Origin of the sequence: Bradyrhizobium diazoefficiens, assembly GCF_016616885.1 — a bacterium.
Taxonomy (GTDB): domain Bacteria; phylum Pseudomonadota; class Alphaproteobacteria; order Rhizobiales; family Xanthobacteraceae; genus Bradyrhizobium; species Bradyrhizobium diazoefficiens_F.
The window spans coordinates 4,109,267-4,124,853 of record NZ_CP067102.1 but is presented as its reverse complement, the minus strand read 5'-3'; the positions used below and the strand labels follow the sequence as shown (position 1 = coordinate 4,124,853).

General features: G+C 61.6%; 12 protein-coding genes. 4 read left to right on the top strand and 8 right to left on the bottom strand.

What is annotated here, in order from left to right; genetic code table 11:
- Positions 1 to 52: 52 nt before the first annotated feature.
- The 5 genes from JJC00_RS19230 to JJC00_RS19210 form a co-directional block, all read right to left on the bottom strand.
- Positions 53 to 439, bottom strand: a complete 387-nt coding sequence (locus JJC00_RS19230) for a DUF2946 family protein (RefSeq protein WP_246773852.1) — start codon at positions 437 to 439, stop codon at positions 53 to 55.
- A 180-nt stretch (positions 440 to 619) separates the two neighbouring features.
- Complete coding sequence (gene copD / locus JJC00_RS19225) at positions 620 to 1,552, bottom strand: copper homeostasis membrane protein CopD (protein ID WP_200467560.1); 933 nt, start codon at positions 1,550 to 1,552, stop codon at positions 620 to 622.
- Between the two features lie 13 nt (positions 1,553 to 1,565).
- Complete coding sequence (locus JJC00_RS19220; RefSeq protein WP_027529856.1) at positions 1,566 to 1,916, bottom strand: copper resistance CopC family protein; 351 nt, start codon at positions 1,914 to 1,916, stop codon at positions 1,566 to 1,568.
- 3 nt (positions 1,917 to 1,919) lie between these two features.
- Positions 1,920 to 2,930, bottom strand: coding sequence for a hypothetical protein (locus JJC00_RS19215; RefSeq protein ID WP_200467559.1), 1,011 nt, complete (start codon positions 2,928 to 2,930; stop codon positions 1,920 to 1,922).
- Positions 2,931 to 2,993: 63 nt separating this feature from the next.
- Complete coding sequence (locus JJC00_RS19210; RefSeq protein WP_200467558.1) at positions 2,994 to 3,368, bottom strand: DUF2946 domain-containing protein; 375 nt, start codon at positions 3,366 to 3,368, stop codon at positions 2,994 to 2,996.
- A gap of 645 nt (positions 3,369 to 4,013) precedes the next feature.
- On the opposite strand from JJC00_RS19210, the gene JJC00_RS19205 reads away from it, so the two are divergent.
- From JJC00_RS19205 to JJC00_RS19190, 4 genes are all read left to right on the top strand, one after another.
- Complete coding sequence (locus JJC00_RS19205; RefSeq protein WP_200467557.1) at positions 4,014 to 5,036, top strand: sugar ABC transporter substrate-binding protein; 1,023 nt, start codon at positions 4,014 to 4,016, stop codon at positions 5,034 to 5,036.
- 23 nt (positions 5,037 to 5,059) lie between these two features.
- Positions 5,060 to 6,562: a sugar ABC transporter ATP-binding protein gene (locus JJC00_RS19200; RefSeq protein ID WP_200467556.1), complete on the top strand. Its 1,503-nt coding sequence runs from the start codon at positions 5,060 to 5,062 to the stop codon at positions 6,560 to 6,562.
- Positions 6,563 to 6,575: 13 nt separating this feature from the next.
- Positions 6,576 to 7,604 (top strand): ABC transporter permease, encoded by a 1,029-nt coding sequence (locus tag JJC00_RS19195; RefSeq protein WP_200467555.1) that lies wholly within the window; start codon positions 6,576 to 6,578, stop codon positions 7,602 to 7,604.
- A gap of 680 nt (positions 7,605 to 8,284) precedes the next feature.
- A complete protein-coding gene (locus tag JJC00_RS19190) occupies positions 8,285 to 9,034 on the top strand; it encodes a hypothetical protein (protein ID WP_200467554.1) in 750 nt (249 codons plus the stop codon).
- Between the two features lie 253 nt (positions 9,035 to 9,287).
- On the opposite strand, the gene JJC00_RS19185 is transcribed toward JJC00_RS19190, so the two are convergent.
- The 3 genes from JJC00_RS19185 to JJC00_RS19175 all read right to left on the bottom strand — a co-directional run bounded on the left by JJC00_RS19185 (position 9,288) and on the right by JJC00_RS19175 (position 15,401).
- The gene (locus JJC00_RS19185) at positions 9,288 to 14,186 is read right to left on the bottom strand and encodes an autotransporter domain-containing protein (RefSeq protein WP_246773851.1); all 4,899 of its coding nucleotides are present in this window, start codon (positions 14,184 to 14,186) and stop codon (positions 9,288 to 9,290) included.
- Between the two features lie 500 nt (positions 14,187 to 14,686).
- Positions 14,687 to 15,160 carry a hemerythrin domain-containing protein gene (locus JJC00_RS19180; RefSeq protein ID WP_200467553.1) on the bottom strand — a complete coding sequence of 158 codons (474 nt, stop codon included), beginning with the start codon at positions 15,158 to 15,160 and terminating at the stop codon, positions 14,687 to 14,689.
- Positions 15,161 to 15,191: 31 nt separating this feature from the next.
- A complete protein-coding gene (locus JJC00_RS19175) occupies positions 15,192 to 15,401 on the bottom strand; it encodes a hypothetical protein (protein WP_057756747.1) in 210 nt (69 codons plus the stop codon).
- Positions 15,402 to 15,587 lie beyond the last annotated feature (186 nt).

The following is a 15,587-nucleotide window of genomic DNA, read 5'->3' as shown; positions in this document are numbered from 1 at the left end:
AGCACGCCGTTGGCACAGCATCGCCGCACCAACGGTTCGATCCGTCGTTAGGTCAGGAAAAGTGGGGAGGTCCTCGCGCCTGGGCGCTTGAGCCCTTATGGGCGACGAGAGCGGACGGATCCGCCGCGTGCCACACCACGCGCTCGGCGTGGCGGAAGGGAACGGAGAGCGTCGCGTGCGATGGCGAATCGAAGGACGCATTGGCCTGCGCCAGGCAACACAGCGCGCAGGCACCGGCATGCGCGGTCGGCGCGCCGTTCTGGTCGCTCGGAGTCCCCTGCTCGCTGACGCTGTGGCAGATGGCACCGATGCCAAGCGGATCGACAACGGCCTGGCCGGCCGCCCAGCAGGCGGCAATCGGCGCCAGCACCTGCATCACCAAAGCGAGCAGGACGATGGGTAGGAATTTTTGCAGCCGTGCGCGCATCCGCCGAACCATTCGTTCGCCTACCAACTAAACACCAAGTGAGAGCAGTGTCGAGATCGCATCTTGGCCCTGATTGCCTCAGGACAATCTTCTCGGGAAAGACTATCCCTCACCCTCGCCAGCCAAGCCGCCCGTGAGCCGGCCTGGCGCGGTTCGCGCATGCTGCACCGATAGGCTCTTCCTCTCATTGATTCACGTCACGAGGTGAATGGCGGGATGCAGCGTGCCGAGCAGCCCAACAATGGCGAAGATGGCAAGACCAAAGGCCAGTTCGATACTACTATTCCGTGTTAGCCCGCGCAGCCCACCCGCGCCCGGCTGGGCAAGCCGCGGCGTCAACAACAGCCGGTTGATCGTTGCGAACGCCAGCATGACCGCGAACAGAGCGAGCTTTAGCAGCAGCAATTGTCCGTAGCTGGTGGCGAACAGCGCGGTAACAGACCCAACCAGGATTACAGCATTAATCAAGCCCGAGAGCATGAGCGCCGTTACGCTAATGATGCCCAGCGTCGAAAACCGCTCGACCGCATCGCGGACGAACGGTTTCGCGTTGTCACCGTTGGCGGTGGCCAGTAGCAGGATCAGCGGCACCAGGCCGCCTACCCATGCCGCGGCGGCAATCAGATGGAGTGCATCCGCGACAAGATGGAGATACCCCATTGCGCCGATCGTGGCGGCGGAATGGCCCGTCCAGGCAAGGCTTGCCGTGAACGCGAGCGAGGCTGCCAGTCCAAGCCGTTGTGCGATCGTCACGTGGTCAGAGGCCAAGCAAGCGGCTACCAAGATTGCAAGGCCCACTCGGACGATCATCACCTGCCCGAACTGGGTTTCGTAGACGACCGTCGATAGCACATCCGCGGTCAACGCATCCTCGAGCTGCAACCCACTCATTGCGGCGGACTGAAGCAGCAACCAGATCCCGCCGGAGATCACGGCAACGGCCAGACTGATGCACGAGACCAGTTGTGTCTGGGTACGGAACGCGGCAGCCACTGTCGCTTCCAGGGCCAAAACAGGCTCGGCAACCACGGTACGAAAAAGGATGTTTCCCGCCATGATCGCCGTGGCCGCGAAATGCACAGCACGCGTCGCAACCAAAGGCGCCCCAGCGGCGGACCAATCCATTGCGGCGACGCCCTTAAGGACCAACCTCGAAGGTGAAGTTCCCGTCGGTCGTATGGGTATCCACCGACAACACGCGCCAGTTGACGTGGTAGGTGCCCGCACCACCACCTTTCAGCGAGACGGACATCTGATTGCCGCTGACGCGCGTCTTGCCGGCTTCGATGCGTTGTCCAGAGGGACCGGTAACCGTTACGGAACTGAACGCCGGCTCCAGTTTCTGCGTGAACCAGAGTGTTACCTCTCTCGGAGGGCTTCCGACCTTGTTGCCGACACGTGGCTCGGCATGATCGAGAAAAGCGTGGGCGCATGCTTGGCCGGTCGTCAAAGAAGCCAGCAGCAGGAGTCCTAGTGATGAGACGCGCATGGTTCAATTCCTTGCAAATGGGCTGGCAGGCTGAACCGCTCCACCGAAGATCGGCTTGCCGATGCCGTGCGGGTCAATGTCGTCCAGGTACAAATGCAATTGAGCGATGAAGCCAACATTGGTTCCGCTTTGCCGATTGATCGGGATCAGCGCCTCCGCGGCGATCTGAAACTTGTTGCCAACCCAGATGACTCCAGGATTGATCGTACCCGTTGTCATCGTGCCCGAGGTGAGCGTATTCGCCACCGGCGTCTGCAGGATGGCTTCGACGAGCGGGACCAGGTGATTGATGAAATCCGGCAGACCGAGATCGACGACCGCCGATTTCAGATAGGGCATGCTGTACTGGATGGTGCCGCCCCAGTTCAGCACCCGTGGATGGAATTCGGTGTCGGCAACGCTCAGCCCCGTGTCCGGATCAATTCCGAAGGTGGTGGTGAAATTCCGGCCCGGGATGGCGTAGCCGACCTGGCCCGTGACAGCTACCGGCCGAAGCCAGGAGATCGTGTCAGGAAGATCGCCAAAGCCTTTGCCGAAATAGATCGTAGGCGTGTAGGTGTTGAACGGATCCGCTCCCACGCTTTGCGCGCCCGTGCCGCCCCATTCCACGCTCAAACCTACCGACATCACAAATTCATGCACGGGGTCCTTGAATACCCGATACTTGAACGTGGTCTCCAGATTCTGGAATCCGTTGGCCCCGGGAACCGTTGCGTCGATCGGACCGAGGAAAGTGTAGGTCGAGCCAAACGAGATCGCGAAATCCTCGGTGATCCGCTTGGAGAACTCGCCGGACACGTCGTGCTGCCGAACGGGCGGAACGTCACCAGTTTTGAAGCTGTCGAAGGTGGGAAGCGAGAGTTCATCGTTGACGCCGGGATCGTCGATTCCGAGCGTTGCCGGAAAGAAGCGGTTGCCAACGATCTCGTGGGCAAGGCTTCTGGAAACCAGACTTGGGGAAAGAGAACAAAGCGCAATAGCGAGGCCCGACAGGCCCGCGCGACCGATAGACATGGAAAATCTCCGCAAGAAAGCAAAGCGACATGCAGGTTCAAGCGGCCGGTCCGGCCCCGAAGCTCACGTCGAATACGGAGGCGCGCGCGCTTGGACGTTGGACCCGCCATGTGAAGTGACTACGCCTGCGTCGGCGTCGCGCCACACCACGCGTTCGGCGTGGCGGAAGGGAACGGAGAGCGTCGCGTGCGAAGGCGAATCGAAGGACGCGTTGGCCTGCGCCAGGCAACACAGCGCGCAGGCACCGGCATACGCGGTCGGCGCGCCGTTCTGGTCGCTCGGAGTCCCCTGCTCGCTGACGCTGTGGCAGATGGCACCGATGCCAAGCGGATCGACAACGGCCTGGCCGGCCGCCCAGCAGGCGGCAATCGGCGCCAGCACCTGCATCACCAAAGCGAGCAGGACGATGGGTAGGAATTTTTGCAGCCGTGCGCGCATCCGCCGAACCATTCGTTCGTCTACCAACTAAACACCGCGCCGGTCCCGAGTCGAGATCGCTTCACGAGCTTGGTTGGGTTGGCGCAAATTTCTCGAAGAATGTGTTCGGAGCGGTCCATGCCGAGGCCGCGTCCGGCATTTGAGGCAGTCCCTCCGTCCTGCCACATCCACAGATTTCTTATATTTGTCATATGCTTATAGGGTTAAAAGCCCGATCATTTCGTCAACTGCTCGAATTTTGAACAATCGTTGCCGAAAATGATGACAAGTGAGAAAAGTTGATCTAGCATCCCTCTTGCTCAGGCTAGCCGCGAGGTCAAAGTCTGGTGGTCCAAGTCTCGGGAGGAGCCCCTGGCGCGCAAAACGCAGCGTCGCCCCGCCAATCAAGATCAAATCTTAGAATCGGGGATAATAGGGTCGACACAATTTTTGAGCGGGGCTAGGGCCCCGCTCTTTTTTTGCCTGCGCGGCTGATCTGCCGATGAGTAATTCTCCCAATCCGATCGAGCAGAGCTTTGAGCGTGCAGCATCGCGCTGCGCCGATCTGACGTGGCTGGTTGAGTGGCATCAACTCTTGTGACAGACTTTCCGAGATCGGTAGCGCAACCAATGACGCGCCGACGATAAGATATATGGGAGCGAGCGATGTCCGGGACCAAAGATTTCTCGACGACGAGGCGCGATCTTCTTCAGGCGGCAGCGACCGCCGGCGCTGCAACTGCCATCCTCGGCAGCATGGGCATAAACCCAGCACTTGCAGCCGAAGTCGGACGATCCGAGAAGCCGCTGAAGGCGGCCTTCTCCAATGCCGGCCTTCAGGCGACCTGGTGCGCACAGGGCAAGCAGGCCGCGGAATTCTGGGGCAAGCTGTTCAACGTCGAGGTCACCTGGTTCGACGGCCAGCTTGATGCGGTGAAGCAGCGCGCGGCGATCGACAACATGGCCTCGCAGAAATGGGACTTTGTTGCGATCCAGGCCTTCGGCATCGGCACCCTCACCCAGCCCGTGCAGAAGATGATCGATGCCGGCACGCCTGTCATCGACATGGACACGCTGATTGCGCCGCTCGATCAGATCAACGTCCATTCCTTCCTCGCCCCCGATAACGAGTTCATGGGCGCCTCGGTGACGCAGGCGCTGTGCAACGCCATGGGCGGCAAGGGCAAGATCATCATGACGCAAGGCGCGCTCGGCCATACCGGCGCGCAAGGCCGCGCCAAGGGGTTCAACAACGTCGTCAAGCAATTTCCGGGCATCGAGGTGCTCGACACCCAGCCGGCCGATTGGGACGTCTCCAAGACCGCGCGGCTCTGGGAAACCTATCTGACCAAATATCCGCAGATCGACGCGGCGTTCTTCCACAATGACGACATGGCGCTCGCGGCCGCCAACATCATGAAGGCGCACAACCGCACCAACATCCTGATCGGCGGTGTGGACGCGATGCCGCCGGCGATCCAGGCGGTGAGCGAGGGCCGCATGTTCGCGACGGTGCGCAATCCGTCCTGCCGCATCCATGGCGGCGCGATCATCGCCGGTGTCGCGGCCGTGGTCGGTGGCGAGAAGAGCGGCCAGGGCATCCCCAAGAACGTCGTCACCGACGGCCCGGTCGTAACCAAGGCCAATGCCGCCGGCATGCAATGGATGGAAGATCACTTCCTGATCTGAAATCGTCCAAGACTTGAACTTTCATGCCTGAGGGTCAACAGCCCATCCTGGAACTGCAGGGCATCACGAAGAGCTTCGGCGGCGTCGAAGCGCTTCGTGGTGTCGACTTCGCGCTTCTTCCCGGCGAGATCCACGGTCTCGTCGGCGAGAACGGCGCGGGAAAAAGCACGCTGATGAAGATCATCGCCGGCGTGCACACCGAGTTCTCCGGCCGCTTCCTGATCGAGGGGGCGGAGACGCATTTCCGTTCGGCGCGCGATGCGCATGCGGCCGGCATCGCCATGGTGCATCAGGAACTCAGCGTCGCCCCCGATCTCACGGTCGCGGAAAACGTCTTTCTGGGCAACCAGCCGACCAACCGGCTTGGCCTCGTGCAATGGCGGCGCATGGCGCGTGAAGCCGGCGAGCAGTTGTCTCGATTCGGCATCGACGTCGATCCGATGTCGCGGCTCGGCGACTTGCCGATCGGGCTGCAGCAGCTGATCGAGATCGCCCGCGTGCTGTTCTCGGGCGCACGCATCGTCATCCTGGACGAACCGACCTCCGCCCTCTCCCCGCCGGAAGTCGAGCGGCTGTTTGCGACGCTGCGGCGGCTGCGCGAGCAAGGCACGGGCATCGTCTTCATCTCGCATTTCATCGAGGACATTCTCCGCGTGTCGGACACCGTCACCGTCTTCCGCAACGGGCGGAAGGTCGCCGAGACCGCGAGCGCCGCGACCACCAAGGGGGCGCTGATCGAGGCCATGATCGGCCGCGGCGGCGAAGCGCTCGAGCACAGCTACACCGACGATCTGATGCTGCCGCGGCCGAGCGACAGCTCGGTGGTGCTGCAGGTCGACCAGCTCTCGCTGGCGCGCAGCCTCCAGGACGTCTCCTTCGAGGCCCGCGCCGGCGAGGTGCTCGGCATCTACGGCTTCATGGGCTGCGGCCAGCAGGAATTGTCCCGCATCCTCTTTGGCAAGCTGAAGCCCGACGCCGGCACGCTGATCGTCGAAGGTATACCCAAGTCTTTCGCCAGCACAGCGGCGGCGCGACGCGCCGGCGTGGCGCTGGTGCCGGAGAGCCGGCGCGCCATGCTGTTTCACCAGGAGCCGGTCTACAAGAACATCTCGATCAGCATCCTGGACCGCATCTCGTCCCTGCTGCTCAAGCCGGCGCAAGAGCGCGATATCGCCAAGCGCCAGATCGAGCAGTTGCAGATCAGGCCACCGGTGGTCGGCCTCGATCTCGGCATGCTCTCGGGCGGCAACCAGCAGAAGGTCGCGCTGGCAAAATGGCTGACCTATCCGCCCAAGCTGCTGGTGCTGTGCGAGCCGACCCGCGGCATGGATGTCGGCGCCAAGAACGACGTCATCAACATCGTCCGCGACCTCCGCGCCAAGGGGCTCGCGATCATCGTGCTGTCGACCGAGCCGGAAACGGTGCTGTCGCTGGCCGACCGCATCCTCGTGCTCAAGCGCGGTGCCGTGGTGCGCGAATTCAAGAACGAGCCGGTCAGCAAAGACCGCCTGCTGGAGGCGGCGTGACGGAGAAGCACAAATGGTGAGCAGTGAGACGGCACCAGCGGCGGGCCAGCGCGCCAAGGGCCTTGCGCCCTTCCTGCGCTCGCAGATGCGCAACATCGCGCCGTTCCTGACGCTGATCTTCCTGTCCGCGTTCTTCGCCTTCGCCAGCCCCTCTTTTGCGACCATCGACAATCTCGGCAACATCCTGACGCAGGTGTCGGTCACAGGCATCATCGCGGTCGGCCTCACCTTCGTGATCCTTTGCGCGGAGATCGACCTCTCGATCGCCAGCATCGCCAACGTCACCGGCATCGCGGTCGCCTACTTCACGCTGCAGGAATCCTACGTCAACATCCCCAACATCCCCTTGCCGGGCGCGATTGCAATCATCCTGTCGATCCTGCTCTGCGCGGCTCTCGGCCTCGTCAACGCGCTCGGACTGACCGTGATCGGCATCCCCTCCTTCATCATGACCCTGGCGATGATGCAGATCGCGGCCGGCATCTCGGCGCTGCTGGTGCGCGGCCAGATCGCCTACAAGGTGCCGAGCCTGATCTCAACGCTGGGCTCCGGCTCGATCGGCGGTATCCCCTGGATCGTGATCGTCGCAGCCATCATGCTGCTCGGCGGCCATCTGGTGCTGACCTACACGCGCTTCGGCCGCTACATCTACATGGTCGGCGGCAATCGCGAGGCGGCCGAATATTCCGGCCTCAACGTCAAGCTCATCCTCGGCGCTGTCATGGTGATCTCGGCTGTGTGCTCCGGCATCGGCGGCATGCTCGGCGTCGCCCATTTCGGCAGCGCGCAGCAGAACGAGTTCGACACGTACCTGCTCGACTCCATCGCCGCGGTCGTGGTCGGCGGCACCAGCCTGTTCGGCGGCCGCGGCGGCATCGGCAACACCATCGTCGGGCTCTTCGTTCTCGGGGTCCTGAATAACGGCCTCGACCACGTCAACATCGACAGTTTTTTGAAGATCCTGATCCGCGGCGTGATCCTGCTGGCAGCGCTGATCATCAACGTCTACGCGCAGCGGTTGAGAGAAAAAGCGGCGGATTAATCAACCCGCGAACAAAAACGCGAAAACAACCCCATGCACAGTACAAATCATTGGGGAATTTGGCGCGGCCTGATTCGAACGCCTGCGGCCGGGACGTTTGACACGTCGGGCAAAACAGGGGCACGATGGCATCATGGCGGCCGGCGCGTGTCGGGTGAAGATCAGCTCAAGACGCGGACGCCCTACTCGTTCGTTCGAGCCGCGTTCGCCCTTCGATCCCGAGCTTGAATCGCGGCTCTGTCCATACGCCGACGTCGGCTTTTGCGGTGTAAGCATAACTTTTCTCGACCAGAGTAGTGCTGGCCCTAGGCCGACCTTCGCGACACTGCTATCGATCATCGGTTCTCCGCGAGCTATATTCCCGCTAAGAGACTGACGAGACAAAGATTCGTCGTGCGCTCGCCCGAGCCTCGCGAGTAGTCACGTTGATGACGGGCGACCATTGGGGTGAATTCAGAGGAAAATCGGAATGGCGAATGAGGAATTGGTCCAGCGAAAATATCTTGCCACCGGTGATCTGAAAGGCGGCAAGTTTGGGCCATTTGAGGAACTGAATATAGGCGCAACTTCCATCACCGAGTTGGCATCGGTTGGGGTTTCGTTCACAAGCCCCGCGTCCGTCGATTACCCGTTTAAACTGTATAGACCTCAAATCGGTCCGCGCGGCCAAGCCGGATCGCGTGTTTCTACGTCGCAGCGGTGGTGGGCTAGTTCCCGTTGCCGTGGGCGAGCACAAAGCGAAGGCGAAGCTTAAGGATGAAAAGGCTCAGTTGAGGGCCGCGGAGCAAGTCCTATTCGCTGCGGCCGGCCTTGGTGTGCGCATCGCCGTTACGACTGACGGCGCAAAGTGTCGCTACGTCGACGTCGAGGCCTCGTTAGCGAAGGGCGAAATCATTCACTTTGCCGAAAAACGGGATCTGAACCCTGCTGTTCTTGAGAATCTAATTGCCGGCGATGCCGCTGTGGCGAAAAACCCTAGGGCTCTCGCCGAAACAGTCTGGCAGATCATTTGGCACGCAACAAAAGAGGAGCCGAAGCTTTGCCTTCTCACGTTCGTTGAGATTTTTGTTCTCAAGTTTCTCTCGGACAACCTACCCTCGACCACGTTCCCCGAAGCCTACCGTTTCTATACTTTGCTCGAAGGCCAGGACGTGTTCAAGAAGCGTCACGGCAAGACGGAAATCGCGTATTACGTCGCAACAATCCGGCCTTTCATTAAGCAACTTTTTCCAGACAATGTGATTTCGGAAGACCCACAACTCGCTGAACTCTTCGGCCTAAAGACGATCGTATCGAAGACCTCCGTTATCAACGGTTTTGCATTCCTTAAATCATCCACTGAGACCATCGATAATTTCAATAGAGTATTCCTTCAAATCCTGGACGCGTTCCAGAAAATGGCCTGCGACCGGACGAGTTGGCGACAATAGCCAAAGCAGACCTGTTGGGCTCAGTTCGAGTTTTTGTCGTTCATGACCACAACGGACGTCCCCTCCATCCTAGAGATGTCCGCCCTCGGCCGACGCCATGGCCGTCTGACAGGTCCCGCAAAACAGGCGCACGATGTCATCATGGCGCGATTGTCGCGGGTCAGGGAGCGACTGCGCCTCGGGTCGTGCGCAGCCTCATGTTTCGAGAGACGGCCGGGGACTCGGCTCGACCGGTTCTCTCGCCGTACTCCGCTTACCACGCATAGCGCACGGCACCCTTGCCGGCGTAGGAGCGGGTCACGTTGGAGAACTCGCCCTCGAACGTGGCGACTGCGGTCCAGCCACTCAACAATTTTACTTCGGCCGATGCAGTCGTGAGCGCCGAATCGGCGGCTTGTGCTGCACCGTTGGCGACGAAGCTCGCCCCCGGCAGGGCCTGGAAGGTCGCGGCAACTGAACGATTCGGGTCGAAGTCATGCGCCCACGCGAACCGGCCGCGCAGGGTCAGGACTGCGTTCGGCAAGGCGAAACTCTTGTCAGTGCGGAGACCGATCTCGCTGCGGCTGTCGGTGACGGTCCTGGGACCATAGGTCAGCGCAAAGGTCCCCGCCCCCGATACGACGCTTTCCGCGTAACCAGGCAGTGTGAAGGTCGTCACTTGCGCTGCGGCGTAGGGGGTGATGCCAATGCCGCCTGACCATGGCCCCACGAAGCGGTAGCCGCCCTCGATCCGTCCTGAGAAGGCATTGGCGTTGAATTCCGCGCGCAACCGATCGGTCCCGGCGATTGTCACGGTGCGGTCACTGGTGACGTCCTGCCAACCATATGCAAGGGCGGCGGAGATATAGGCCGGCCCATTGAAGTGACGGACGTAGGCGCCAGCCTGGAACAGATCCGAGCGTCCCGAGCCAAGATTGGCGACGCTGAAATTCGTTCCGCCGCCGGCCAATGCAAAGCCGGCGAGCGTCGTCGGCGAGAATAGATAGTCGGCGCCGACGGCGGTGCCAAAGATGCGGCTGGTGGCACTGTTCGAGCCGACGGCAGAGTTGCCGTCGGTCGATTGCGAACCGCCAAATCCTGCGGCCCACACGCTCCAGCGTGGTTGATAGACGCTGCGCAGCGGCGCCTTGGTGAACATCGCATAGGCTTCGCGTTCCCCGGCGAGCCGCCGCCGCTCTCTCGCAGCATAGCCGAGTACATCCTCATCATCCGTAGCAGCAAAGGACTGGTGACCGGGAGCCGGCGATGGCGCGCCTTCCCGCTGCATGAAGGGATCGGTGAGAAGCCCGGCAAACATGCCCATCGCATCAAACGTGGCTTGCTGCGATCCAGTGGCATGTTCGCCCGATGCCTGGGTCAGCGCGGGCGGCGAGAGAGCACCATAGACGATGGGGATCGAGCCGTTGCTGTTGAAATAGCCGGTCAGCGCATTGCCGACCGCCTGCTGGTTACCGGTGAGGCCGCCTGGCACGCCGAATCCGAATGACAGCGCCAGATCGAGATAAGCGTTTTTGGCGTCGTAGCTGAGCGATGTGTTGAAACCGCTCGGCAGGTTCGTATTGACGGGGCCCGAGAACCTTCCGCTGACGCCGCCGCCCGCCGTCAGGATAGTATACTTTTTGGAAACGTAGACGCCGTTGGCGAAGATTGCATCGACGGTGTTGCCGGCAAGCGTTGCCGTGCCCGTGACGCTGGCAAACGACGCCGTCGTGGGGTTGAGCTGTATCATGTACAGCGCCCCCGACTGGAACGCCAAATTGCCGACAATCGTCATCGAACTGGCCGGCGTGCCGTTGCCTGGAGCCAAGGTGCCGCCGCTGGCGATGCTGACCAGGAGTGGATCGACCGTGCCCGCGCCCGTCAGCGCACCGCCGGCATTGACCGTGACCGACGACGTTCCCGTGATCGATCCCTCGACGTCCAGCACACCGCCATTGACATTGGTCGCGCCGGAATAACCGTTGATGCCGAACAGGGATGTGACGCCGCCGAGCGTGGTCAGGCTTGCCGAACCGCCGATGCCGTTGAGGCTACCTCCGATCGAGCTGATCGGTGCGTTCAGGTTTCCGTTCTTGATCAAGCCGCCGGCGAGATTCACGGCTGCCTGCGTCTGCGTCGTGCCGGCGAGGTCGAGGGTGCCGCCCGTCGACACCACCGTCGCGCCGGCCGCGGCGCCCAAGGTGCCGACGCCAGAGAAGGTCAGTGTACCACCGGTGACGAACGTCCCTCCTCCATAGGTGTTCACGGCCGAGAGTGTCGTCGTCCCCGAACCGGCCTGCTGCACGGCACCCGATCCGGAGATCGCGCCGGACAAGGTGAAGGCATCCGACCTGTTGAAGGAGAGCGCCGAATTGTTGACGATATTGCCGCTGACAGATCCGGAGGTCCCGCCATTGCCGAGCTGCAGAATGCCGCTGCTGATGGTCGTGTCGCCGCTATAGGTGTTGTTCGCCGTCAGGATCAGCGTGCCGCCGCCTTCCTGGAGCAGTTGGCCTGGACCGCTAATGGCGCCGGCGAACGTCAGATTGTTCGAACGGTTGAAGGCAAGCACCTTGTTGGCGCTGGCGTCGCATAGCGGATCGCCTGCATTGGAGCAGAAGGCCACGTTCCCCTGAACGCTCCCGGTCGTGCCGCCGTTGCCGATCAGCATGGTGCCCCCATTGATCGTCGATCCGCCGGTGTAGGTCGCATCTCCCATGATCGCCAGGATTCCCGAGCCGTATTTGATCAGCGGACGATTGCCGAACAGGATTGAGGGATCCGGCATCGAGTCATTGTTTGCGAGACCGAACTGGAGCACCGAGGCGCTCGCGTAGTTGCTGGTCGTGTCGTAGAGCAGCCAGGCGCCGCGGCCGGCCGTCGCAATCGCCAAGGTGTCGGACTTGGCATCGTATTGCAGCCCTGTGATCAGTGCGTTGGGCAGACCTGCGCCGAACCGCCGCCAGCCGGACAGATTGCCGCCTGAATCGCTATCGGCGGTAACAAGCGGATTGCCGGCATTGTCGGCGTTGTTCAGGCCGCCGACCAGCAGCGAGGCGACACCGTTGCTGTCGATGAATCCGAGCGCGGTCGGCCTGATAAAGTTGGCTGGCAGATTGACGGTCAAAGTCTGAAAACTTGCGCCTTGGTTGGTGCTGCCGAAGAGGTTGGCACTATCGGCAACGAAAAAGCGCGAATCCGACCGTGTATCGAACTTAACCGAAGTGGGAGCGAGACCCGCATAGGCTGACATCTGGACCAGCGAACTCGCGGATGCGGTCGTGCTCAGCCAGAGCTTGCCGTTCGGGGCGTTGCCCGGTCCCGCGCCCACGAGCAGCGCATTGACGTTGTTCCGGGTGCCATAGTCGAGGGCATTGGCCGTCTGACCCGTTGCGCCAACCTGGGTCGGCGTGAGCGTGATGATTGATTGTGTCACGGCCTGAGCGCCGGACAACGTATCCTGGGTCACATAGACGTTGCTGCTGGCCAGCGCCATGCGCGTCGGATCAATGTTGTTCAAGACCAGCGGCGCGCTGAAGTTGCCGATCGAGAGGCCTCCGAAACTGATGCTCGCCGAGTGCGTGATCGTGCCGGTGCTGTCGACAATGGTCCGCTTGGCACAGCTCAGGTACTGGCAGGTCGTGTAGAGCGCACTGCTGGTGCCCAGCGTCACGTCGTTGACGCGGGCATTGATACCATCCCCGCCGCCGATCTGGTTGAAGGTCTTGCCGCCCGTCGCGGATTGATAGGAGCTGCCGTTGTCCTGAGCAGACACGACGATGCGCTTGCTGTTGGCATCGAACGAGGCCGAGTACAGCTCCATCGTCGAGAAATTGTTGAGCGGCACGAAGGCGCCGCTGCTCGTCAGCGGGGACGTGCGCGCGTAGAGGCCGCCGTCGGTCGCGATCAGCAGCCGTCCCGAGGCATCGAGGGTCAGCGCACGGCTGTCGGGGTGGGCCGTGGTTCCGTTCGACGTGTTGACCGGCGTGCCATTGTCGTCGCTCATCAGGGAGCTGCTATTGTTGCTGGCGTTCACCCGGGCGATCGACAGCGCATTCACGAAACCGTTGCCGGCGCTAAAGTTATTGTCACCCGAAACATAGATGATGTTGGTGCTGGTCGGATCGATGGCCAGCGCGATATTGACCGGAGCCTGCCCGCCTCCATTGACATTCGGGGCCGTGAGCGTGGTCCAGGAACCGCCATTGTTGCCGGAGTAAAAGAGCCCCGCCAGCTTGCCTGTGCCGAGATCGACGAGGCCAGCCGCTACCGTTCCTCCGGCGCCGGCCGTCAGCTTGATCGTGGTCTGGCCGGCGCCCGTGATGAGGCCGCCGCTGTTCGCCGACGTGAACACGGCGGACCAGGTCGCGCCCCCGTCCGTGCTGCGGTAGACCGCGGTCTGGGCGTAGGTCGCATTGCTGCTGGCGGTGACTGCGGCATAGAAGGTGTTCGGATTGTTGGGATCACCGACCAGGGAGGTCACGGGTCCAGATGGCAATCCATTGCCGGGTCCGACAGCCGCGAATGTCGCACCGCCGTTGGTGCTGCGGTAAAGACCGCCGGAGAAAAAGGATGCTCCCGCCGCCATGGTGCGCGGCTCGGCGGTGGCCGCCAGAATGGTCGAGCCGCGCGCTGCGACGTCGATGACGCTTTGTCCGCTGAAGGTGGATGCCCCGAGCCGCGTGAACGTTGCGCCGCCGTCGTTGCTGTACAGCAGCCCAGCTTGCACTCCGCCGAAGTTCTGCGGGGTCGAGAACACCGATGTCGAGGCAAATCCGCCGTTGGAGACATTGCCGTTGCCGGCAATCAGCGTCTGGTGAGAGGCGTCCGTCGGGTCGAGCGAGAGACTGCCGATGGATAGCGACAGATTCTGGTCGGTCAGTGCCGCCCAGCTCGTACCGCCATTGGTTGTCTTCCAGATTCCGCCTCCGACCGAGCCGATGTACATAACATTGTTATTGGACGGGTCCGCCACGATGGCCTGGACAGCGCCGCCATAGGCTTGGTTCGCCGGGCTGCCGCTGCTTCCGGTGAGGTCGGGACCCGGTCCTTCGCTGTTGAAGGTTGAGCCGATCTGGACTTCAGCGACTGCCACTTGCGATTGTGCAATCCAGAAACCGATCAGCGCGATCGGCATGATCGCGGAAAAATATCTCACGCAACGAAATGACACGACCCCGCCCCTCAATCCCGTGAGAAAATATGCGCAAAAAATAGACAGAACCGGCCAGCAGACCGAAACGTCGTCAGGCTAGATCAAGCACCGCAAGGATGTCGATTCATTTCAAGGTTTTGCCAGTTGTTTCCATGTGAATCGAAGTGCGATGTTGCCGATCCGCAACTTCGGGTGTTGGCCTCACGTCATAAGTTTGTTGCGGTCGGTGACGCCGGAGGACTCAAGTTAACATCGGCGCTTCATGCGCCCGCGCCCCAGCAGCATACTTCAATGCTGTAAGGTCTGCGTGAGCCGGGTTGCCTACCAAACGAGACAGTCGAGCCGCATTCGTGGGCAGCATCGCCTCATTGCAGACAAAGCTCTCAGCCGGCGAACTCAGGCATCCAGGCGCGCAACTCGCGGGCGGCCGCCGTCACGTCCGCGATGTCGCGAAATTCTGCGGTATTGACCATCGTCGCGAGCCTGCGCGACGGACCGCGCAAGCAAATGCTTGGTTTTCAGGCCACGCCATTGCGATCGCGGGATCGAACACCACGCAAAGCTTTCGCATCCTCCACCAGATCAGTCATCTGTCCGGCCTTCTTGAAGCGCGGAAAGACGTGCTCCTCCTCGGACTTCTCATGGTAGTTGTTGATGAAATCGCGGATGATCTCGGCTGACTGCGAGATCAGGCCTGGATCGAAGTCCCCATTCGACGAGAACTTCCGGATTCCGGCCTCGTAGAGCAGCAACACGCGATCGAGCACGCCGTGCTCCCGCATCAAATCTTCGGGCGGGGTAACTGCCTCGTCTTTCTTTTCCGCGCCCTTCTTGCGCTCCCCGCCAACAGCCTTTCGTTCGGCAAAGGCCGGCCTGGTGAGAAGGGCCGGAGCCGCCGCCAGCGCTCCTCCGAGCAAAAGGAGACGACGCTTGCCTGGCATAACCACTTCCATGGCGGCATTCCTGTGGATGCGCGGGATCGCACGTGTCATGGCGCCGGTATCTGCTCAGCGCCAGACCTTTTCAGCGCCAGGCCTTTTCGTTCTTCTGCTCGTAGTCCTTGAAAGCCTTCTCGAGCCCACCCAGAACCTCGGCGGACGTCTCGAACATCGCCTTCAACTGCGGCTCGTCGACCTTCTGGATGTCTTCGCGCAGATGGTTCCGGATATCGTGGAGGGCCTTCTGCATCTTCTGCGTATGGTGTCGGGGATCGCGGTCTGCCGCGCTTGCCATGGCCAGTCTCCTCGCTGCTAATATGCGCCGCCGGACCTGGAAAAAAGCGTCCGTCGCGACGGCGCACCAACGGACGACTGGAGACGTCGTTCCAAATTCGATAGGACCGCATGAAGTTCAAGGATTTGCTGACTGGGTTGGATATCGTTTATCGAAACCGGATAAACGCGTCCCGAAATCGGATCG